General features: G+C 52.7%; 12 protein-coding genes. 8 read left to right on the top strand and 4 right to left on the bottom strand.

Annotated elements, in window-relative coordinates; translation table 11 throughout:
* Positions 1–243 precede the first annotated feature (243 nt).
* Genes recC through recD form a run of 3 tightly spaced genes read left to right on the top strand, consistent with a single transcriptional unit; the run spans position 244 to position 9994 of the window.
* On the top strand, positions 244–3870 hold the full coding sequence (gene recC / locus ACN0R8_RS01255) for an exodeoxyribonuclease V subunit gamma (protein ID WP_417594272.1): 3627 nt from the start codon (positions 244–246) through the stop codon (positions 3868–3870).
* The gene (gene recB / locus ACN0R8_RS01250; RefSeq protein ID WP_417594270.1) at positions 3867–7748 is read left to right on the top strand and encodes an exodeoxyribonuclease V subunit beta; all 3882 of its coding nucleotides are present in this window, start codon (positions 3867–3869) and stop codon (positions 7746–7748) included. The genes recC and recB overlap by 4 nt, the downstream gene beginning before the upstream one ends.
* Complete coding sequence (gene recD, locus ACN0R8_RS01245) at positions 7745–9994, top strand: exodeoxyribonuclease V subunit alpha (RefSeq protein WP_417594268.1); 2250 nt, start codon at positions 7745–7747, stop codon at positions 9992–9994. Before recB ends, recD begins: the two co-directional genes overlap by 4 nt.
* Before the next feature lie 30 nt (positions 9995–10024).
* Here recD and ggt read toward each other — a convergent pair whose 3' ends face one another.
* On the bottom strand, positions 10025–11821 hold the full coding sequence (gene ggt / locus ACN0R8_RS01240; protein ID WP_417594266.1) for a gamma-glutamyltransferase: 1797 nt from the start codon (positions 11819–11821) through the stop codon (positions 10025–10027).
* A 52-nt stretch (positions 11822–11873) separates the two neighbouring features.
* Positions 11874–12971: a polysaccharide deacetylase family protein gene (locus ACN0R8_RS01235; protein WP_417594264.1), complete on the bottom strand. Its 1098-nt coding sequence runs from the start codon at positions 12969–12971 to the stop codon at positions 11874–11876.
* Positions 12972–13239: 268 nt separating this feature from the next.
* Between ACN0R8_RS01235 and ACN0R8_RS01230 the strand changes: the two genes are divergently transcribed.
* Complete coding sequence (locus ACN0R8_RS01230) at positions 13240–14688, top strand: YcjX family protein (RefSeq protein WP_417594262.1); 1449 nt, start codon at positions 13240–13242, stop codon at positions 14686–14688.
* Complete coding sequence (locus ACN0R8_RS01225; protein WP_417594261.1) at positions 14685–15710, top strand: YcjF family protein; 1026 nt, start codon at positions 14685–14687, stop codon at positions 15708–15710. Before ACN0R8_RS01230 ends, ACN0R8_RS01225 begins: the two co-directional genes overlap by 4 nt.
* Before the next feature lie 303 nt (positions 15711–16013).
* Here ACN0R8_RS01225 and ACN0R8_RS01220 read toward each other — a convergent pair whose 3' ends face one another.
* A complete protein-coding gene (locus ACN0R8_RS01220; RefSeq protein ID WP_417594259.1) occupies positions 16014–16319 on the bottom strand; it encodes a DUF6482 family protein in 306 nt (101 codons plus the stop codon).
* 173 nt (positions 16320–16492) lie between these two features.
* Complete coding sequence (locus ACN0R8_RS01215) at positions 16493–17929, bottom strand: PLP-dependent aminotransferase family protein (protein WP_417594257.1); 1437 nt, start codon at positions 17927–17929, stop codon at positions 16493–16495.
* A 195-nt stretch (positions 17930–18124) separates the two neighbouring features.
* Here ACN0R8_RS01215 and ACN0R8_RS01210 point away from each other — a divergent pair, with 195 nt between their 5' ends.
* The 3 genes from ACN0R8_RS01210 (at position 18125) to ACN0R8_RS01200 (ending at position 22436) form a co-directional block, all read left to right on the top strand.
* Positions 18125–19459 carry a cobyrinate a,c-diamide synthase gene (locus tag ACN0R8_RS01210; protein ID WP_417594255.1) on the top strand — a complete coding sequence of 445 codons (1335 nt, stop codon included), beginning with the start codon at positions 18125–18127 and terminating at the stop codon, positions 19457–19459.
* A gap of 24 nt (positions 19460–19483) precedes the next feature.
* Entirely contained in the window at positions 19484–20428 is a 945-nt protein-coding gene (locus ACN0R8_RS01205) for a 5'-nucleotidase (protein ID WP_417594253.1), read from the top strand.
* A 277-nt stretch (positions 20429–20705) separates the two neighbouring features.
* On the top strand, positions 20706–22436 hold the full coding sequence (locus ACN0R8_RS01200; RefSeq protein WP_417594251.1) for a BCCT family transporter: 1731 nt from the start codon (positions 20706–20708) through the stop codon (positions 22434–22436).
* The last annotated feature ends 1 nt before the right edge of the window (position 22437 follow it).

Here is a 22437-nt window from a genome sequence, read left to right as displayed (position 1 = left end):
GGAGTGGGGCTCTCTGAACATCAGGCAGCCCTACAAACCCGCATCGGCTAATGTCAGCCGAACCGGATGCTTCTTCTGGTGCGGGTAACCGGCTTAATCGTATTTTTTTATTATATTTCAATGACCTTCCTGTGGCCTCAAAAGCGTCATTCCGGCAAACTTAGTCTATGTTTATAGCGCGATGACCCAGGTTCCCAGCAACCTGATGTTTGCTTTCTGCTGAGTATGCTTAAAAGGATCGATATGGCTGACGTTAACTGGCCCACTGGAATGATGGTGATTCAGGGCAACCATCTGGAAGAACTCAGGGATGTGATGACCGGCTGGATTCAGCGCTACCCACTGCCTCCCTTAGCAGATGAGCAAATCCTTGTTCAGAGTAACGGCATCGCCCAGTGGCTAAAAATGGCACTGGCAGAAAATGAAGATAAAGGGGGCTGCGGGATTGCTGCCGCCATGAAGGTTCAGCTGCCTGGGCGCTTTATCTGGCAGGCTTATCGCTGTTTTGAACCTGATATTCCCAGTGCATCTCCTTTTGATAAAGGCCCTCTGACCTGGACGCTTTATCAGCTGCTATCGGATCAGGTGACCCTGCAGGCCCGTATTCCCAACCCGGATTGTTTAAGCCCTTTACTGGGCTTTCTGCAAAAAGATGCGGACCCAAGGCGGGTCTATCAACTGGCAGCTAAATTGTCAGATATCTATGATCAGTATCAGGTCTATCGCGCCGACTGGCTGGAAGCCTGGGAGGCATCCCGTGATGTCCTGATTCGGACAGGGCAGGAATCTGAAGAACCACTTTCCGAAGAACAGCTCTGGCAACCAGCCTTATGGCGTTTAATCTGTGAGACTATCCGCCAGCAGCCCCTGAAGACAACACTGAGTGAGCAGGAAGGCTTCTGGGCTAAGAAAAGCCGGTCTGAGATTCATCGTATTATCGTCGAACAGGCCCGGCAACAGAGATCAGCACCAGACGACCTGCCAAAACGCGTTATCGTATTTGGCATCTCAGCCTTGCCTCAGCAGAACCTTGAACTGCTGCAAAGTTTGTCACATTTCTGTCAGGTGCTACTTTTCGTTCATAATCCGAGCCCTCATTACTGGGGAGACCTGATCGAAGGTCGTGCCCTGTTAAAGCAATATACCCGCACCAGGGAGCGTAAAATCCCTGAGGGCATCCCTCTGGAGAACCTGCACCTGCAAGGCAATCCTCTGCTGGCATCCTGGGGTAAACAGGGGCGGGATTATCTTCATCTGCTGGATGAGAACGATCAGCCCGAGTCTTACCGGGAGCACTTCAATCGTATTGATCTTTTTGAGCCACCTCATCCAGATGACCAGGGCAAAATGTCTCTGCTTCGTCAGGTTCAGGATGATATTTATCAGCTTCGCAGCCTGGATGAGCGCAGGGCGCAGAGTCGGTCTGCGGAATATCAGATTGACCCCTCCCATGATAATAGTCTGCAGTTTATCGTGGGCCACAGTCCTCAGCGTGAAGTTGAAATTCTCCATGATCAGCTTTTAGATGCTTTTGAGCAGGCCCAGAAACGGGGAGAGCTGCTGCAACCGAGGGATATTCTGGTCATGGTGCCTGATGTCTCAGTTTATGCCCCCCATGTTCAGGCTGTTTTTGGGCGCTACCAGCAAACGGCAGAGGCCGGGGGCATCGGTGAGTACCTTGTCCGTGATAGTCGCTTTATCCCTTATTATATTTCTGATCAGGGACAAAGGGGCGTCAATAGCTTACTCACAGCTTTTGAACGTCTTCTGCAACTCAGGGATGCCCGCTTTGCTGTGAGTGAACTGCTGGATCTGTTGGATACCCCGGCGTTACAGAACCGTTTTGGTTTCTCAGAGGAGCATTTGCCAAAACTGCATCAGTGGATCAAAGGTGCCAACATTCGCTGGGGGTTAGATCAGCAACATCGATCTGAACTCGACTTGCCGGAAACCGGTGAGCAGAACAGCTGGCTGTTTGGCCTCAAGCGCATGCTTCTGGGTTACGCCGTAGGTCAGGGAGTGCGCTGGCAGGAGATTGAGCCCTATGATGAAATTGCTGGCCTTGAAGCAGCCCTGATCGGCCCTCTGGTACTCCTGATTGATGCGCTCCAGCTTACCCGCCGGGAGATGATGACACCCTGGGAACCCCGTGAATGGGAACGTATGATCAACGGGCTCTGCCATCGTTTCTTTACTACAGACTCCCCATCTGATGAGCGGGCCATCAGCACCATCAGTAAGGGCATGGAAAGCTGGTGCGAGGAGTGTGAGCTGGGCCAGTTACTGCACGAACCTCTGCCCCTGGAGGTTGTACGGGAAGAGCTGTTAAGCCGCATTGATCAGCCGACACTGACTCAGAAATTTCTCGGTGGGTCTGTGAATTTCGCAACTCTGATGCCGATGCGGGCGATTCCGTTTAAACAGGTATGGCTGTTGGGCATGAACGATGCAGATTACCCAAGAAGCCAACAGGCTGCCGACTTTGACCTGATGGCAAATGATTACCGCCCCGGCGACCGTTCCCGCCGTGAAGATGATCGTTATCTCTTTCTTGAAGCCCTGCTATCGGCCCGGGAGCGACTGGTTATATCCTGGGTGGGCCGGAATATCCGGGACAACAGCGAAAAACCACCTTCGGTACTTGTTGGTCAGTTAAGAGATTATCTCGACGCTGGCTGGTCGCTGGCAGAGCAGCCTGATGGAAAAGAAATGGGGTCATTGCTTAATGCCATAACCACAGAGCATCCCCTGCAACCTTTCAGTAAACAGTACTTTATGTCTGATGATAAAGCCGAAGACTCTCCGGCTGCTGATAACAGCCTGTTTACTTATGCGAAAGAGTGGCGGGATGTTCACGAGCAGATACCCCTGGGCGACACTCAGGCTTCACACTCTGATCAGGCGCTGATCCGCGGGGAAGAAACCTTGCCACCGCTGAAACTGGATGCCCCCTTAACACTGGCAGACCTGGCCGGTTTCTTGCGGCATCCGGTAAAAACGTTTTTCAGCCGACGACTTGGAGTCAGCTGGTTTGATGGGGGAGAAGTCGCCGAAGATGAAGAGCGCTTTGCCCTTGATGGCCTGGAGCGCTGGACACTGCAAAAAATACTGATCGACCGTGTTGTGCAGCAGCAGGCTAAGTTTCCGGACAGCCCCGCAGACGAGTTACTGGAGCAGTCCCTTAGCAGCTTACGGGCTGCCGGTGAACTGCCAATGGCCGCCTTTGCCGATGCTGAACAGATCCGCTTACAAGAGGCACTGTATGAACCCCTGAGTCTCTACCAGACACTGCAACAGCAATATCAGGATTCTTACAGCAGCGCGGTCAGGGTCTTTGAACTAACAACAGGAGATCGGTTGGAAGCTCAGCTCAGTGACCTGAGGCGTAACGCTAACGGCGAAACAATACGGCTGGTTCTGCAGCCAAGCCGTTTGTTCCGTGGAGATGACCTTAAATACGAACATCTCATCCGGCACTGGCCCTATCATTTATTTGCTCAACTGGAGCAGCCGGTTGTAACCCATCTGCTGGGTGCCGATAGCGAGAAAACAATCCAGATGCAGCCCATACCTCCAGAGCAGGCTGAGGCTATGTTGCTGGATCTGGCACAAGCCTGGCTGGAAAATATCAATCAGCTCTGGCCCTTAGCCTGTAAAACAGGTTTCAGTCATCTTACGGATAGTGACCCGGAAGGGCAGTACATGGGAGGCTTCAGGCATACCGGGGAGTGTGGAGAGCATCCCGCCTATTCCCGTTTTTGGCCTGATTTTCAGTCTCTGATGGCGGATGGTCGTTTTGAGAATCTGGCAGAACGCCTCTACGCCCCCATGCTTGCCAGCCTTAAACCGATTGCAGGAGATCAGGTATGAGTCAGGATTTTGATTTTCTGAGTTTTCCACTCAGAGGCAGCCAGCTGATTGAAGCCAGTGCCGGTACCGGGAAAACATTCAGTCTGGCACTACTCTACACCCGACTTGTATTGGGACATGGTGCTGAAGAGCAAGGTTTCTCTCGTCCGTTAACCCCCCGGGAGATCCTGGTGGTGACCTTTACCGATGCTGCCGCTGAAGAACTAAAAGACCGTATCAGAGCCCGACTGGTCGAAGCCGCTGCTTTTTTTCAGGGGGGCAACAGCGAAGAGGATGATATCGATAATCCACTTTACCGGCTTCGTAATAGCCTGCCGGAAGCGCAATGGCCGGGCTGTGCCTGGCGCCTGAAACTGGCGGCAGAGTCGATGGATGAAGCCAGTATTTCCACGATCCACAGCTGGTGTAACCGGGTACTGGTTGAACATGCCTTTGATACACGGGGCCTGTTTAGCCGGGAGTTAGTGACAGACCACAGTGACCTGTTGGCCGAAGTTGTGCGGGATTACTGGCGAAAACACTTTTATCCATTACCAGCCGGGCAGGTTTCACTGGTACTGGATTGTTTCTCCTCACCGGAGGCACTGCAACAGCGCCTCAGAAATTTGCTGAACCAACATCAGGAAGGGCTTAGCTATCAGGGGAATCCTCTGGCTGTGCCTGATTTACAGGCATCACTTAAGGCCCATATCGCTTACCAGCAGGCAGAGGAGGCGGAGCAGGCCAGAAAAGCAGAACTGGAACTGGCAGCCCGTCAGCAATGGGCTGAGCAGCAGGAGGCTATTGAGGCTCATCTTTGGCAGCTACAACCTGCATTATCCGGCACCCAGCATGACAGCACAAAACCGGAAAAATTTACCTCATTGCTGGAGGGTATCGCCCGCTGGGCCCATGAGGGTGCAAAAGCACCAACCAAGCTGAAATATTTCGCCGAAGGCGCGTTCAGTTTTAAGAAAGGCAAAGAACAGCCTGTACAGAATTTCCCTGCATTTACAGCACTGAAGTCCTTTTTTACCCCTCCAGAAACATTGGCTGCTATCGGTTCTCAGGGTGACGAGCCTGAGATAGACCTGTCTTCAGCTCTTACTGCCCATGCGCTGGACTGGGTCGCAAAGACATTTAACAGTCGTATGCAGCAACGGGCCGAAATGGGATTTGATGACCTTTTAACGCAGTTAGCAGAGGCTCTGGAAGACCCCAGCCATGGCCCGCACCTGGCCGGAGCATTAGCCAAAGCATTTCCTGCAGCCATGATTGATGAGTTTCAGGATACAGATCCCGTCCAGTACCAGATTTTTAATCGTATTTATCAGCTGGAAAGTAATCATCCTGGCCAGTTGTTAGTGATGATCGGAGACCCCAAACAGGCGATCTATAGCTTCCGGGGAGCGGATATCTATACATACCTGCAGGCGCGGCAGGCGACAGAGGGGCGGCACTACACACTAAAACGAAACTTTCGTTCCAGTAAAGGCGTTGTTGCCGCCTGTAATCATCTGTTCAACCATGCGGAGCAGCACGCTCGTGGAGCGTTCCGCTTTGCCAACGAAGGCAAAAACCAGGTGCCTTATGTCACGGTTGAAGCGAACGGGCGTAGTGAGCAACTCTGTTTTGCCGGGCAGCCTGTTCCGGCTATGACCCTTTGGCCATTTGAGCATGCCGAGGGGGAAGCGCTGGGAATGGGTGCATACCGCCAACAGGCAGCCGAGGTAGCCGCCAGCCAGATCACACTCTGGCTTAATATGGCACAGGAGCAACAGGCCGGTTTTATACCTGCTGGTGATAACAGGGTTCGAGCACGCCTTAAACCCAAAGATATCGCTATTCTGGTACGTACAGGAAGTGAAGCCCGATTAGTCCGGGAACAACTGGCCAAGCGCAATGTTGCCAGTGTTTATCTTTCTGATCGTGAATCTGTCTTTGCCAGCAATGAAGCGCAGGATCTTCTGCACTGGTTAAGAGCCGTTGCTGAACCCACAAATGAAAGCCTGATACGGGCGGCTCTTGGCAGTAACACACTTGAGTTGCCTCTGGAGCAGCTGGCGGCCTGGCGTGAAGATGAGCTGGCCTTGGAGAATCAGATGCTTTTCTTTACCCGTTTGCATCGTATCTGGCAGCAGCAAGGTGTTCTGGCCATGGTACGGCAACTTATGGAGCAGTACCGTTTACCTGCCCGGCTGCTGAATCAGACAGAAGGGGAGCGCTGTCTGACAAATCTGCTGCATCTTGCGGAATGGCTTCAACAGGCTGCAGTAGAGATAAAGGGTGAACAGGCGTTGATTCGGCATCTGTCAGAGCAGATTGAGTCCGGTGATGAACAAAACATTCTTCGCCTGGAAAGTGATGCCGACCTGGTACAGGTGATTACGATTCATAAATCCAAAGGCCTTGAGTATCCTTTAGTACTGCTGCCTTTTATTGGGAGCTGGAAAGAGATTGATGGCAAAGTGCCCCAGGTTAACTGGCGTACCGGCCTAGGTGAAAGCCAGCGAACCTATGCTGAAATCGCTGGAAAATCACGTTTTGGAGAAGCCTGGGAGCGTGCCAATGATGATCGTATCAGTGAAGATATGCGCTTACTTTATGTTGCACTGACACGGGCCAGTCACGCGCTTTGGCTCGGTATCGGCCCGCTGAAATCCGGTAATGCAAAAAAACCTCAGACAGAACGTTCAGCCATGGGATATCTGCTGGCTGGCGATGATCCGACACAGCTAAAAACACCTGAAGCGGTGATGGAGGCTTATCAGAATCTGGTATCCGGCTGTGACAGTATTCGCTTGCTACCTCAGGCACCGGATATTCTGCAGAATGCTCTCAAACCATCTGAATCGGTCTGCCTAAACCCAGCCCGGCAAGCATCAAAGCTTAAGGCGCTGAAAAGTTGGTGGATTGCCAGCTATTCGGCCATAGGCTATGGCAGCACTCCCGAGCATACGGATAACAGTGCTGTTGTCGACCCGGAACTTGCCATTGAAGCCACCGCCTCGGAAACCCGCGACGAGCCCTATCAACGGGCACCACTTCCCGATGAGCTGGAAGCAGAGCTTAGTATGCATCAGTTTCCGGCCGGTGCCAGCTGGGGTACTTTTTTGCATAGTCTGTTTGAATGGGCAGCAGAACACCGGCAGCGCAGTGAGAACAACATCTTTGTCAAAGGCTTTCAGGCCGCAGCATCTGACGATGAAGCCCGCCTTGAGTATATCCGTCGTCAATGTGAATTCCGGGATATCGCACACCTGGCGGAACCCCTTAGTCAATGGCTGAAAGCTTTTTTAGAGGCTCCCTGGTCTGTACTTCAGAGCGCGGGCATATCGAAAGACTTTTCACTGGCAAGCCTGGCCCCTAAAAGCTGCTCGACGGAGCTTGAATTTATGCTGGCAAGTGATTCTGTCAGTACGTTGCAACTGGATCAGCTGGTCAGTGGCTATACCTTAAATCAGCAACCCAGACCTGCCGCCTTACCGAACCAGTTAAACGGTATGCTGAAAGGGTTTATCGACCTTGTTGTGGAGCATAATGGCCGGTATTTCGTTGTGGACTGGAAGTCCAATAAGCTCGGGGATGATGATAGCGCCTATACACAAAAAGCGATGGCTGAAGCGATTCTTAAAAAGCGTTATGACCTGCAGTACAGCTTATACCTGCTGGCATTGCACCGGCAACTGAAAGTCAGGCTCCCGGATTATGACTATGACCGCCATATCGGAGGTGCCATCTATGTATTCCTTAGGGGCTGGCAATCGGAGTCATCCGGCCTGTTTTTTGAGCGGCCACCCAAAGCACTGATTGAGTCACTGGATCAGCTATTCCGGGGAGAGGCCATCGCCATAGGTTTTAACAGTCACGAATCCGGGGAACAAGGGGTATTGCTATGAAAAGCCAGTCAGCGACAGAGCAGCCTATTGACACATCCTTCTTACAACAACTGGAGCTTTGGCAGGAATCCGGTGCGATCCGGGCTCTGGATCTGGCCCTTACCCGCTTTATTGCCCAGCAGATCCCGAAGACTGAGTGTACTGATGCCGTGCTGCTGGCAATAACCCTGGTCAGCGAACGCACCGCCCATGGTAATGTCTGTCTTGATCTTGCCCAGGCACAAAAAGACCCTTCCGGGTTGTTATCTCCCATAGGGGATGAGCGCCTGCGTGATCTTGTGGGCCAACAGCTGCGCTCACAATTGAGTGCATACTCTGTTGCCCAGTGGCAGGCTGAACTGAGTCAATGCTCTGCGGTTGACGACCTCAGTCAGCAAAGTGTTAAGAGCCCTCAGCTGCATGACATCGAGAGCCCTCAGCTGCATGACATCGAGAGCCCTCAGCTGCATGACATCGAGAGCCCTCAGCTACAGGATATTAAGAGCCCTCAGCTGCATGATATAGACCGCCATCAGCGGCCACTTGTCCTTACAGGCACCCCAGAGAAACCGCTTTTATACCTGCGACGTTACTGGCAGTACGAACAGGAGGTTCGACAGGGTATAGAGCAGCGCCTGAGACCTTTACCGGTTTCTGACAAGCTTCGCGCTATTCTGGAAATCGTATTTGGCCCTGAAAGCGATCCGATCCAACCAAACTGGCAGAAGGTTGCCTGCGGCTTATCAGCTCGCAGTGGATTCAGCATTATCACAGGGGGGCCGGGGACAGGTAAAACCACCACTGTCGTGCGTCTGCTGGCCTTGCTTCAGGGGCTTGAACTGGCGGAAGGAAATTCAGCCAAGGTCATTCGGCTTGCGGCACCAACAGGTAAAGCTGCCGCCAGACTGAATGAATCAATTGCAGGCAGTGTACATCGCCTGAATATAACGGCTGACCAGCTATCACTGGAGCAAAAATCCCTCTTTCCGGGACGGGATGCGCTGGATCAGTGGCAGGACTCTATACCCACTGAGGTCAGTACACTGCACCGCCTGTTAGGCAGTCAACCCAACACCCGGCATTTCAGACACAATCAGGCGAACCCATTACCGGCTGATATCGTTGTTGTTGATGAAGCATCTATGGTTGATATTGAGATGATGGCAAAGCTGATGGATGCCCTCAGGCCCGATGCACGCCTGATATTACTGGGAGACAAGGATCAGCTGGCCTCGGTTGAGGCTGGTTCTGTACTGGGTGATCTCTGTCAGCAGGCGGAGAGGGGGCATTACAGCCAGAAGAGCTGCTCTTATGTCCGAGATACCACCGGGCAACTTATCAGTCATGACTACCAGGCTTCACCATCCACGCTCAAGCTACCTAAACTTGCCCGTATGATTAGCCAGACGACAACTATGTTACGTCACTGTTATCGCTCAGAAGGACAGAACCTTCTGGATTTTGCCGCCTGGGTTAACCAGCAGGGGGTTCTCGATTTTGGTATGGCCGGTTTACAGCGCTATTTTGAGCCCGCTTCAAAGGAGTTAAGTTACCTGGATCTGCCGGTGCGCTCTGAGGGACAAAGGGACTGGAGTGATTTTAATCAGCTGATAGTAGCAGGCTATCAGCCATATCTGAAAAAGCTGGCTGAACTGGAGACGCTGGAAAACGGAGCCGCAGAAATACTGGAACAGCGGGTTTTCGAGATCTTCGGTTTACATAAACAATTCCAATTGCTCTGTGCCGTACGACAGGGTGATTTTGGTGTTGAAGGACTGAATCTGCGAATTCGACAACTTCTGGCCAACCGCCGACTTATCCCAAGCGGCGAACAGCAGTGGTATCCGGGACGTCCGGTGCTGATTACCCAAAACGATTACAGCCTGAAACTGATGAACGGCGATATAGGCATCTGTATGCAGCTGCCTGAAGATAATCAGGCCCAGACAGGTATTCGTCCTTTCCGCGTCGCTTTTCCGGACGGCAAGGGAGGCATCCGCTGGGTGTTGCCCAGCCGTCTGCAGGGGGTTGAAACGGTTTTCGCCATGACCGTTCACAAATCCCAAGGCTCTGAGTTTGATCACACGGCACTGATTCTGCCCGATAAGGTGAACGCGGTGCTAACCAAAGAGCTACTTTATACGGGCATTACCCGTTCTAAAACACGCTTTACCCTGATTGCACCGGAACATAAAGTACTGGAAACCGCCCTGCAGCAGAAGATCAGCCGACTCAGCGGCCTGCTGAGTGAACCAACAAGCCAGTAACCCATGGGGGGCGGGCGATATAATATAGGGTTAATCCCCCATCACGGCCCCTTCCCGTCGGGGGTCCGCAGCGCCAATCAGTTTGCCCTCTTTAAGCAAAACCCCGTGCAGACCGGAGTTCAGATCTCTGACCGAAACCCTGTAGCCCATCGCTTCCAGCGGTGCTTTAAGGGTTTCGGCGGCCGTTCCGGCTTCAAGATCGTAGGTTCCAAAACGATTGATCCGGTGGGGTTGGCTGATCGCCTGTTGCAGCGGCATACCCCAATCAAGATGGGCAATGAGTGCGGAAGCCACATAGCCGATAATCCGGGAACCACCGGGGGAGCCAATCGCCAGATAAGGTTTACCCGCTTTCATGACCAGTGTAGGCGCCATAGAAGAACGAGGGCGCTTGCCCGGTTCCAGTCGATTGGCAATGGGGTAGCCGCCTTTGTGGCTGGCAAAGGAAAAATCGGTCAGTTCGTTATTGAGCAGAAAACCACCCGTCATCACCCGTGAACCAAAACCGTTTTCAATGGTGGTGGTCATAGAGACGATATTGCCTTCACGATCCACAATCACCAGATGACTGGTGGAGGGTAGCTCCAGAGAAATATCGTCCGCAAGGGTGACCGGTTGCTGCCATTCGGGTTCACCCGCGTTGACCGTTGCCAAGGCTTTACCGGGTTGAATCAAAGCGGCCCGCTGCTTCAGATACTCACCATCCAGCAAGCCTTCCGGCATAGGTACAAAATCGGTATCCGCCATATAGCGGCCACGATCCGCAAAGGCCAGACGGGAGGCATCACCGATAATCTGCCAGCTTTTCGGGTTATCTGCCCCAAGGGATTTCAGATCAAAGGCTTCCACCATGCCTAAAATCTGACCAACCGTCAGCGCACCGGAGCTGGGTGGCCCCATGCCACAAACATCGTAACTGCGATAGGGCGCACAAACCGCCGGACGCTCTTTAATCTGATAGATCTGCAGATCCGTTTCCGTCAGCACACCGGGGTTATCCTGAATACCCTGAACCTTTCTCACCAGCGCCTTGCCGATTTTCCCATGGTAAAATGCATCTGCCCCTTTCTCCGCTAATAGCCCCAGGGTTTCCCCATAGGCCTTATTGGTCAGGCGATACCCCTCAGGCAGGGGCTGGCCATCCGGTGTGAAAAAGTAGTTGCGGGTATCCGGGTAGCGACTCAGGCGCTGCTGATCATTGGCGATGGCACCGGCCAGACGCGGGGAGACCGTAAAACCTTTCTCCGCCAATTGTTTCGCCGGTTGCAGCAAACGGGCCCAGTCCAGCTTACCGAAACGCCGGTGAGTCTCAGCCATCAGCTTCACCGTACCCGGTGTTCCCACTGACCGACCGCCCACCACCGCATCGAAAAACGTCAGCGGTTTGCCCTGACCATCCTGAAACAGCTCAGGCGTGGCCGCCATCGGAGCGGTTTCCCGACCATCAAAGGTGGTTAACTGCTGTTTTTGGGCATCGTAATAGAGCATAAAAGCGCCACCACCCAGCCCGGAAGATTGCGGTTCCGTCAGGCCGAGAACGGTTTGCACCGTCACCATGGCATCAATGGCACTGCCGCCTTCTTTTAACACCTGATAACCCGCTTCAACCGCGTAGGGGTTGGCTGCAGCAACCATAAAATCCTTTGCCTGATGGGCGCGATGTTCCACCCGCTCACTGGCGGCTTCCGGGGCGACCTGATCTGCCACCTGTTGTGCCTGTAGCCCGCTACTGGCAAGGGCGCTTAATCCCGCAGCAACGCATAAAACCGCTTTGGTCGTTGGCGTCAGGCCGGTTTTTTCTGTCAAATATCTGTAAGAAGGCTTCATCGGTGCTTTCCCTGTTTGCTTGATACCACACTGACACCCATCGGCTCAGCAGTTAACCCTTATACCAGCGGCCATCCGGTTCCGGCAACATCCACTGACGGGAAAACCAGAACCAACGGGATTCAGAGCGATGGGGCGCGGTGCAGTTATAGCGATGACGTCCTGCTGGCAGCGTTTTCTCTGTCGCTATCTGCAGTTTAACTGCACCATCGGCCTGATCTTCACTCGTGACCTGCAACACCTCGCCAGCGGGCCCATAACAGCGTAGCTGATCCAGACGATAATCGCCCTTCTCCAATGTCAGGGTCAGAACCGGACTGCGCTTATCCGGCGCTAACACACCGGAGCGCGGTGTTTCAGAGCGTACAGGAAAGGGCAGGGCTAGCAGCTTGGTCTTAAGGCTGTCCGGGTTTGAATAGATGCCGTTGGCCGCATAACGGGGAGCGCCCTGTAAAGAGGTAAAGGGACTGGCTGCACCGGATTGCTGACCAAAGGCGATATAGCCCAGATCGGCCAGCAAACTTTCCAGTGCAGGATTAAACTCACCGTAAGGGTAGGCGAACAGCTTCGTTTCCGATAAAACGCCCAGATGCTTCTCCAGTTGCCGCTGGTTTTCGGTAATCTCCGCGCGCATACGAACCAGCCACTGGACGTCATCTTCATCTGCCCGTTTTCGGATCATATGTTCATGGTACAGGGAGTGGTTGCCGATGGTTGCGCCCTTGGCTTTCGCCTCCCGCAGCTGATCCCAGCTCATATACAGCTTATTGCCCTGATTGATAGGTGTGGCATTAACAAAAATGGTAAAGGGCAGCTTACGGGCTGACATAATCGGCAGCGCTGTGTCATAAACGCTGATATAGGCATCATCAAAGGTTAGTACTGCAATCTTATCCGGCAGCGGTTTGTTGGCTTTCAGATGCTCAGCAACCCGAGGCAGGGGCCAGACCTGAAAGCCCAGTTGATCCAACAGGTCAAGATGCCGGGTAAAGGTCTCCGCATCCGTACTGGTGGAGCGCGGTGTTTCAGCACTGATATGGTGATACATCAGAACCGACGCATGATGCCGCTCAGCAACCTCCTTTGCCTGAACCTGACTGCCGATTAAGGACAAACCCAGAACAGTTGAACCCAACAGTGATAAACGCATAACCCTCTCTTTCGTTTTTCTATCGTTCGTTTTTTAGTCGTTCGTTAATGGCCGGAAATTATGAGGGAATCTGTAACAGGATCAAATACAGCCCTGTGGTATTTGAGTAAACGGTGTTATTCACTCGGCCAGAAACGCAATTTTATGCTGGCTTTGGTTGTAAATGTGCGATTAGCCCGCAGTTTAAAGAAGAAGCTGAGTGGTCTTACGGCATATAATGAAGGCCGCACGCCCCAAACAGGAAAGCGGCAGCTTAAGGAGTTCTTTTGTGGTTAAACGCTATCTGAAAAGCGCCGGTAAACAGCTCGGCAGTAAAATTGGCAAACAGCTCGGTAAAAAAGTCAGCGAAAAGCTGATCCGCCAGGCCGAGAACCTGACCCTGCAGAAGCGTCACCGTATGGGGGTAACCGGTTTTTCCCGTGCCGGTAAAACCGTGCTGATTACCCAACTGACCCATAGCCTGCTGCGGGTTGATGAGCCTCTGCCAGAGGGTGTCAGCCGACATCCGCTCACCGGTTTAGATCTGTTTGATGCCGGGCTGCTCAAACCTGCACTGTTAAAAGAGGATCAACTGGCCCGGCGTAGTCAGTTTGATTTCTTCCGTCACAGAGACAGCCTGATGGGGCAGGGCCAGTGGCCGGAGCCAACCCGAGACCTGACCTGGCTGGATCTGGAGATCAAGCGGCCGCAAAAGCAGCAAGCGCTTCAGCAATTGATCTCAGCGGATACCCTGCAACTGGAAATCATGGATTACCCCGGTGAATGGTTGGCGGACCTGGCACTGCTGGAACCCTCCTTCAGCCAATGGTCAGAATCCGCATGGGAGCTGTCCCAACAGCCCCACCGTCAAAAGCTCAGTGAACCCTTTCGCCACCTGCTCGCAGAAGCCGCCGGACAACCGCAAGTAACCGACGCCCTGCAACGCAAACTGGCCGACGCCTGGAAAGATTACCTGATAGCCGCCCGAGCCGAAGGTTACGTATTGAATCAACCCAGCCGGGTACTGGTGCCGGGGCAGATGCAAAACTACTCCATGCTGGGCTTTTTTCCGGTACCGGATCACCTGCAGCTGCCAAAACTGCAGAAAAGCATGGCTCGCCTGTTTGATGCCTATAAACAGGAGATCGAAAGCCATCTGGGCCGTCATTTCCACCATCTGGACAGTCAGGTGATTCTGGTGGACCTGCTAACAGCGCTGGAACAAGGGGAAGCCGCCCTGAATGAGCTTCAACAGGCGATGCAGGCCGCTCTGCGCTTTTTCCGTTACGGCAACCAAAAGGGCATGTTCCAGTGGTTGAACCGTAAGATTGGCCGTGTTGTCTTTGCCGCCACCAAAGCGGATCAGCTGGTTTTGTCCGAGCGTATCCGGCTGGAAAAGCTGCTTGGTGCTCTGCTGAATGAGATCGACCCCGGTAATGATGTGCGCGCACGGGCCGATGTGCGCTATCGCGCCATCGCTGCACTGGAAGCCACCCGCAGTCTGGTGGATGACAACGGACAGGAGTATCTGCTGGGGCGGGAAACCGATGGCCGACAGCAGCCTTATTACTCCGGCCGTGTACCGGAAGCCCTGCCCATCGACTGGCGCACCTTACCGGATCAGCTACAGCTTAAACGCTGGTCACCACCAACCCGCATCGCCAATGTTAATCAGTTGCTGCCCGCCTATCAGCTGGGCCGTGTGCTTAATGATCTGCTGAAGGATGACCTGTCATGAGCCAGAAACCCGGTTATATCGAACCCGCAAACCCCGAAAAAGATGACCCGACCACAAACAGCAGCCCAACGGACAAAGACGAGGGCACGGCACATGAATCTCCGCGCAACCCCGGCTACGCACCGGAAGCCGCCACCGGGACTCTTAAAGATCAGCCCGAAGACGCGATAAACAGTCACGAAGCGCACACCCGGCAAGGGGAGGCGGTAGACTCAGAGGTACAAGCTGGCACCTCTCTGATTCAAGGGGGCAGTGGCATCGGTAAAAGTGTGATCGCCGTTGTGGCTGTTCTGCTTCTGCTGATACTGACCAACGAGCTGGTCTCTCTCTGGCAGAGCCATTGGCTGCTGGGCGCTCTGGGTAGTGGTGTGCTGGTCGTTGTACTGCTGGGGGTGATCAATGTCTGGCGACAGGAGCGCCGCTCCACGGAGGAGATTAAACGACTGAAAGCGGAACAAGATGCAGTTCAGCAAACTCTTAAAAACAAAGATTTGCCCGCTTTAAAAGCCACCTTAACACCCTGGCTGGAGCGGCAGAGCAAAGCTGCACCCCAGCTGATTCAGCGCTTTAAAGACGCCGCGGTAGAGCGCACCACCACCGAAGAGTACTGGCAGCTGTATCAACTGATGGTACTGAGAGAACTGGATCAGCAAGCCGAAAAGATCATCCGCCATTACACCCTGACCACAGGCACCGCCGTTATGGTTATTCCCCATGCCGGGCTGGATACCTTAGTGGTGCTCTGGCGCTCCCGTACCATGACCCGTGAGATAGCCTCCGTTTACGGTCTGCAAACCACCAGCCTGAGTGCCATCCGTTTGTTCCGGCAGGCGCTGGTCACCGTTATGGTCGTAGCTGGAGTAGAAGCACTAGCGCAGGAGAAACTGCTCAGTGAAGGCAGCGACGAACTGATGAACCGCATTCTCGGCGGCGTCTCCCAATCCCTGATCACCGCCCGCAGAACCTACAAACTGGGCCGCATGATACAGCTCGCCTGCAGACCGTATGGGGTTGATCGTTAACGCCTGATTGAATACATCTCGGAGAGATGGTATCTACAAGGCTTCTTGTTTTTGTGGGTCGGGCTTTAGCCCGTCAGCTGCTTCCGTTTATGTAAGATACAGACGCCCTGAAGGGCGATCTACAGGGGGCAGGGGGGGCTTTGCCGGTAAACGTATGTATTGTGTGTCGGAAGGCACCCACGGCACTTTTTCGATCTACGGCTGGGGCATTTATTGATATTAATGCGGGTGTAACGATAACCCGTGCCGAAACAAAAATCCCTCCAAGGCGGAGGGATTCTATTAGAGGCTTATACCTAGCGGTTAAGCCGACATCGGGATTCGTGCCAGATAGGGCTCATCATAGGTGGCAACCCGGCCAATGATCTCATCATGGGCCACATGCTGAATCAGGGTCGCATGTTTTATTCCTGCCTGAGCCAGTGTTTGCCTTGCCTGATCAAGACTACGGAAGATCAGGGGGCGGTTTCGCCAGTTCATCAGGCGATGGCTTTCTTCGCCAGTGAGGATACGGATAGCATATTGGCTATGGGTCGCATGGGTTACAATCTCTGCTTCCGGTTCAGCACCGTTACGAATCAGTTTTTTCAGTTCTTTAAATTTCATCATCAGACTCCTTCTTTATTTTCTGCAGTCTGATAGCCTCCATAAGACGTGTTTCGTTAGTTTTAGTTACGTGTTTACGTTTCTGTGATGGCTACGCTTTTTATTAAAAGTTATTCAGGTTGTTTTTTTGCTTCATGGACTGATGAAGCTTACGGCTTTTTTCATTTTTCCGATCACTATTGACAACTGGTTTCATCAGAAAGTTCCAATACACAGATAAACAAGCGGTCTAACGCCGCTTTTCTTTTGGCGGATAAAGGCTGGGAAAAGCTTAATCTCAGATAATGACGGTACAAGCCATGGGCTGAAAATAATGTTCCGGGTGTTAATAAAATACCCTCTGCTCTGAGGGAACGGTACGCCGCCTGGCTGTCGCAGGTATCCGGTAGCTGAACCCAAATGCAAAGTCCGCCATCGGGCTGACTGTAACGGATCTCTTTACCCCAATTCTGGCTCAGATAAGCCAATAGCTGGTCTCTTTGCTGCTGCAGTTTCTGCCGCAACTGACTGAGATGGCGTCGGTAGTGTCCTTCAGCAATAAATTGCGCTAAACCTTCTTGAATCGCCTGGGGGCTGGCCAGTTGCGTAATCAGTTTCATCTGAAGTGCTTTATTGTGCAGTTTGCCCGCAATAATCCAGCCGACACGAAGGTCTCTGGACAGGCTCTTAGAAACCGAGCCACAGAGAATAACTTTTTCATTCTGCAGGTTATCCTGGCTTTTGAGCGGCGCGGTGGCGGCTGATGAAAATGCAAGATCGCCATAAATATCATCTTCAATCAGCCAGAAGTCATTTCGGCATGCCAGATCAACCAGTGAGGCATACTGCTCTGGTGGGATACAGGAGCCCGCTGGGGTGCCAAAATTTGGAGTAACAACACAGGCTTTTATCGGCCAGCGCGTCAGTTGTTCCTGCAGCTCCTGAATATCGATACCACTGACCGGGTCACCGGAGATTTCAATAATATTGAGCCCGAGTTGTTCCATGATCTGTAGCACACCGTAAAAGGCTGGTGACTCCACGGCAACTGTATCACCGGGCTGGCAGGTGATCATCAGGGCGATAAAAAGGCTGTGCTGGCAGCCGCTGGTGATGCAGATATTTTCCGGGGCAACCCGGAGCTTCCTTTGCCTTAAATGGGTGGAAAGTGCTGTTCTAAGACTGTATTTACCGGCGGATTCATCGTAATAACCGGCTTTTTGCTCAGGGTGAAGCCGCATCTGGCGACCAATCAGCCGATTAAGCTGCGTCAGTTGTGGCAGCGAGTCCTGCTGACTGGCGGCGGGTAAAATATCAAATGCGGCACCCTGTGACATAATATCCCTGAAAATCGCTGACACAGAGACCGGTGCGGGTGTTTTAGGTGTTTGCACACGTGTGGGTAATGGGCTTTCGTACTCTGGTGTTCGGACAAAATAGCCCGATTTTGGCCTGGCCTGAACCAGTTGCTCAGACTCCAGGCGATGAAGTGCATGCAGTACCGTGGCTTTAGAGACCTGATAATCACGGCATAACGACCGGATAGAAGGCAGTCGGTCGCCGGTCTGCAGATAGCCTGAGCGGATCTGTTGTTTCAGCTCCAGTTCAAGATACTCATACCGATAGCGGGGCATAGCAACACCTTAGATAAAAGAGAGCGGGTTAGCGCCGGTTCAGAGAACACCTGATATTGTACCTATAAATAAGCTATTTTTAATCACTGTGATTATCGGCAGTGCTTGATCCTTATCCCACATCACCGCAAACTAGGTGACCAGGGCTTAACAGCCTCTTTTTTTAGGCTTTTCTTTACCGGGGTCATCTGTTTTATGCCATCTACCCGTTCACCTAATGCCGTCCAATGCCCGGCACTTTTTATTGCTGCACCCCATTCCGGTTGTGGCAAAACCACCATTACGGCAGCCATCGCCCGGGCTTATCGCCAGCAGGGTAAGGTCGTTCGGGTTTTTAAAACAGGCCCGGATTATCTTGATCCCCAGATTCTGAGACAGGCCTCCGGTGAACCGGTTGAACAGCTGGATATGTGGATGGCGGGGGAAGAGTACTGCCAGCAAATGCTGTTTAAGGCAGCACAGGAAGCAGATCTGATACTGATTGAGGGGGTGATGGGTTTATTCGATGGCACCCCTTCCAGTGCTGATCTGGCGGAACGCTTTGCCATTCCTTTAGCACTGGTGATGGATGTTAAAGGTATGGCACAAACCGCAGGTGCGATGGCTGTGGGACTGGCAAACTATCGTCCTGCGTTGCAGTTTGCCGGACTGATTGCGAATGGTTGCGCCAGTGAGCGCCATCGTGAGCTGATTGAAGAGGCGTTGCCGGAAAACTTCCCAATTCTAGCGACCTTGGCGCAGGATGAACAGATCGCGCTGCCTGAACGTCACCTTGGTCTGGTGCAGGCAGGAGAGATTACCGCAGAGCTGGAAAGCCGTATCAACGCAGGCGCGGCCTTGCTTAAGGGACAGCCCATTTTGGAGCTGCCTGAAGCGGTGGATTTCTATCCGACTGAAAGCCTGAGCACATCGGCGGCACTTTCTGAAAAGCCGCTTAAAGGCAAAACGATCGCTGTGGCTAAGGATGCCGCTTTCAGCTTTATCTATGATTCCAATCTACGACTGCTACAGCAGTTAGGGGCAGATTACAGCTTCTTCTCACCATTGAAAGACTCAGAACTGCCGGAAGCGGATGCTTTGTGGCTGCCGGGTGGTTATCCAGAGCTGCATGCTGAAACCCTGTCGGGGAACACCAGACTGATCTCTCAAATCAGGCATTTCCACCAATCCGGCAAACCGATTCTGGCGGAGTGTGGCGGCTTTCTCTATTGTCTGGATACCCTGACAGAGCTAAAGGAAAACACCTATCCGATGCTCGGTCTTGTTGCCGGCGATGGCTCTATGCGGGGTAAACGGGGTTGTCAGGGGATGCAAACAGCGCCCCTTCCGGAAGGGGATATTCGTGGCCATGCCCATCACAAATCCCTCAGCCAAAACACCCCGAAGCCGATCGCCCATGGCCGCCGCCAGCGCCACCCGGCACCGGGGGAGCCTATCTATCGGGATAAGGGACTGACGGCCACCTATCTGCACCTTTTTTTCGGGTCAAACCCCGACGCGGTTGCCACCCTGTTTTCGCAACATACCTAACCGGATCGCTGAAAGGAGGTTCAGATGCCATTTCCCATTGAAGATAAGCTGGTGATTGCGGTTTCCTCCAGCGCACTGTTTGATCTTACGGAATCCGACCAGGTGTTTCGTGACCGGGGTGCCATCGCCTATAAAACCTTTCAGGAGCAAAACCTGGACAGGATTCTGAAACCGGGGGTGGCCTTTCCTTTTATTCGCCGCTTTCTGAGTTTTAATCAGCGCTTTCCCGGTGAACAACCGGTGGAAGTGGTTCTGCTGTCCCGTAACTCTCCAGCCACCGGCAAGCGCGTTTTCCGCTCCATCGAACACTACGGTCTGGGCATATCCCGGGCCGCTTTTGTCAGCGGGGCGTCACCCTTCTCCTATATTCCGGCGTTTAATGCCTCCCTTTTTCTCTCCGGTAATGAAACCGATGTTCGGGCCGCCGTGATCGCGGGCTATCCGGCGGGCTTGGTGCTACCGTCCAGGGTAGAGGATGATAGTTCAGATGCCGAGCTGCGCATCGCGTTCGATTTTGACGGTGTACTGGCGGATGATGAATCGGAAGCTGTTTTTAAAGCCCGCGGGTTGGAAAAGTTTCAGGAATATGAGCAACAGCATCAGAACCGGGTTCATAATCCGGGGCTTTTAGCGGATCTGTTCCGTAAATTATCCGCACTGCAGGGCTTGGAAGATACTGAGCTGGCTAAAAACTCAGCCTATGAGCGGGTACTGAGAACGGCCATCATCACGGCCCGCAGTGCCCCCAGTCATGAGAGGGTGATCACCACGCTGGAAAGCTGGGGCGTTTCCCCAAACGAAACCTTTTTTCTGGGGGGAATGGATAAAAGCCGCATTCTGGATATTTTCCGGCCACATCTGTTTTTCGATGACCAGGTCAGCCATTTAAATGCCCAAAATCTTGCCATGGTACACGTCCCCTTTGGTGTCGCAAATGCCACCGGGAACGACCCCGGCACCGAGGGGTAAAACTAATTTCCCATGGGAAAACAGCTTCGGTAACAACTATTTTGCTGGTTTTGCATTGATCTCCCACGATGAGTTTTTTGCCCACTCATGTGGAACAGAAACTCAGTACAGGCTTGGCCGGTAGGAATAAAGTCTGATTCCCTCTTGAATATCCCATTATTTTGTTTAGGGTTATACGCAAATTATGCCGGGTGCTTACCCGGCATAATTTTTTTAAACCATAGCGTGGTCACGTTAAAGCAATATAACGCCCTTGAACCGACATTAAGGATATCCGATGTACAATCAGGCCCAGAAAGGCTTGTTCAAGGGGATGAATCCCCTGATGACACAGGTTTCAATTATTATGGTTATCGCCACACTGATTATGGGTAGTTTGTTTACCGAAATCAGTGCGCAAGGGATTGCTGCTGCGCGCAGCTGGCTAGACCCTTTTCTGGAATGGTATTACGTACTCTTAGTTGCTTTCCTGCTGTTTTTTATGGTTTGGCTGGGAACAGGCCGCTATAAGAAAGTTCGCCTTGGTCGTGACTGGGAGCGACCGGAATTTACTTACTTTGCCTGGATCAGTATGTTGTTTGCAGCTGGCACCGGGGTTGGGATTCTTTTTTGGTCGGTGGCTCAACCGATTATGCAGCTAAACAGTAATCCTTTTCTTCTGCCGGGTACATCTGAAGGCGATGCGGCGGTTGTTGCAATGCGTCTGTCTTTCTTTCACTGGGGCGTTAATGGCTGGGCGATTTTCTCCTTTGTGGCGCTGACCATGGCTTATTTTTCCTACCGCCACGATCTACCTCTTACCGTACGATCTGTGCTTTACCCGATTCTGGGTGAGCGGGTGAGGGGGCCTCTAGGAGATCTGGTGGATCTGCTGGCGGTATTCGGTACGGTTTTTGGTATTGCCACCACACTGGGGCTAGGTGTTCAACAGATGAACGCCGGCCTGCATCAGGTGTTTGATCTGGAAAACTCCACGACACTCCAGCTCACAGTTATTGGCGTTATTATGCTTATCGCCACCGCTTCGGTTGTTTCCGGTGTATCCAAGGGGGTGCGCCTGCTATCGGAGATGAACTTCTGGCTGAGTATTGCAGCGGTGCTCTTTATGCTACTACTGGGGCCGACTCAGTACCTGATTGGAGTAACTATTGAGGCCACTGGGGACTATATTCAGTCGCTGATCCGTATGACCTTCCATACCAATGTTACCCATGGCGACAGTTGGCAGTCAGAATGGACGGTATTTTTCTGGGGTTGGTGGCTAGCATGGTCACCTTTTGTCGGTATGTTTATCGCCCGTATCTCAAGGGGACGTAGCTTTGGTGAGTTTGTGATGGGCGTCCTGCTGGTACCGACCATTATCACCATTGTCTGGATCGGCTTGTTTGGCGGTACCGCCTTATATCAGGAGCTGTTCAGTAATGGTGCTGTGGTTGCTGCCGTACAAAATGATGTATCAACCGCACTGTTTGTCACCATTGAGGGCATGGGGCTGGGTATGTTTACCCCTGTGATATCAACACTGCTGATTGTTCTGATCGGCACTTACCTAATTACCTCGGCCAACGCCGGTACTCTGGTCATTAATACTATTCTGTCCGGTGGGGATGCTGATCCACCTTCTGTACACCGTATTTTGTGGGGTGTCTTTCTGGCACTGCTGACTGCGGTCTTGCTGATCGCAGGGGGACTGGATACTCTGCAATCAGCAGTGATCACGGCGGCTATGCCTTTTTCTGTCGTGGTAATCTGTATGGTGTTTGGTCTGTTAAAAGCACTGTCAGAAGAGCGGTTTGCACCGCGTCACGGTGAGTTGAGTCCATCTCCTGCAGAGCCTTGGGCCGTTACTGATGATATTGAAAAGGTTACAGCAGAGGCTGAAGTTAAAGCAGAAGAGAAGGCACAGAAAGAAGCAAAAGAGAAAGAAAAAGAAAAAGCCCATCTTAAAGAGCTTGAAGCTCAAAAGCATAAAGAAGAAGAGGGCGAAGATGCTCTGTTGCGCCGTTAAC

It is taken from the genome of Oceanospirillum sp. (assembly GCF_048265165.1).
Classification (GTDB): domain Bacteria; phylum Pseudomonadota; class Gammaproteobacteria; order Pseudomonadales; family Halomonadaceae; genus Oceanospirillum.
Note: the sequence above shows the minus strand (reverse complement) of the source record. Positions and strands in the feature narration are given on the sequence as shown.

Coding starts and splice junctions, on each gene's coding strand:
- ACN0R8_RS01215 (WP_417594257.1), bottom strand. CDS start 17,929: ATGCCCCGCTATCGGTATGAGTATCTTGAACTGGAGCTGAAACAACAG.
- ACN0R8_RS01210 (WP_417594255.1), top strand. CDS start 18,125: ATGCCATCTACCCGTTCACCTAATGCCGTCCAATGCCCGGCACTTTTT.
- ACN0R8_RS01235 (WP_417594264.1), bottom strand. CDS start 12,971: ATGCGTTTATCACTGTTGGGTTCAACTGTTCTGGGTTTGTCCTTAATC.
- recB (WP_417594270.1), top strand. CDS start 3,867: ATGAGTCAGGATTTTGATTTTCTGAGTTTTCCACTCAGAGGCAGCCAG.
- ACN0R8_RS01220 (WP_417594259.1), bottom strand. CDS start 16,319: ATGATGAAATTTAAAGAACTGAAAAAACTGATTCGTAACGGTGCTGAA.
- ACN0R8_RS01205 (WP_417594253.1), top strand. CDS start 19,484: ATGCCATTTCCCATTGAAGATAAGCTGGTGATTGCGGTTTCCTCCAGC.
- ACN0R8_RS01225 (WP_417594261.1), top strand. CDS start 14,685: ATGAGCCAGAAACCCGGTTATATCGAACCCGCAAACCCCGAAAAAGAT.
- recC (WP_417594272.1), top strand. CDS start 244: ATGGCTGACGTTAACTGGCCCACTGGAATGATGGTGATTCAGGGCAAC.
- ACN0R8_RS01200 (WP_417594251.1), top strand. CDS start 20,706: ATGTACAATCAGGCCCAGAAAGGCTTGTTCAAGGGGATGAATCCCCTG.
- recD (WP_417594268.1), top strand. CDS start 7,745: ATGAAAAGCCAGTCAGCGACAGAGCAGCCTATTGACACATCCTTCTTA.
- ggt (WP_417594266.1), bottom strand. CDS start 11,821: ATGAAGCCTTCTTACAGATATTTGACAGAAAAAACCGGCCTGACGCCA.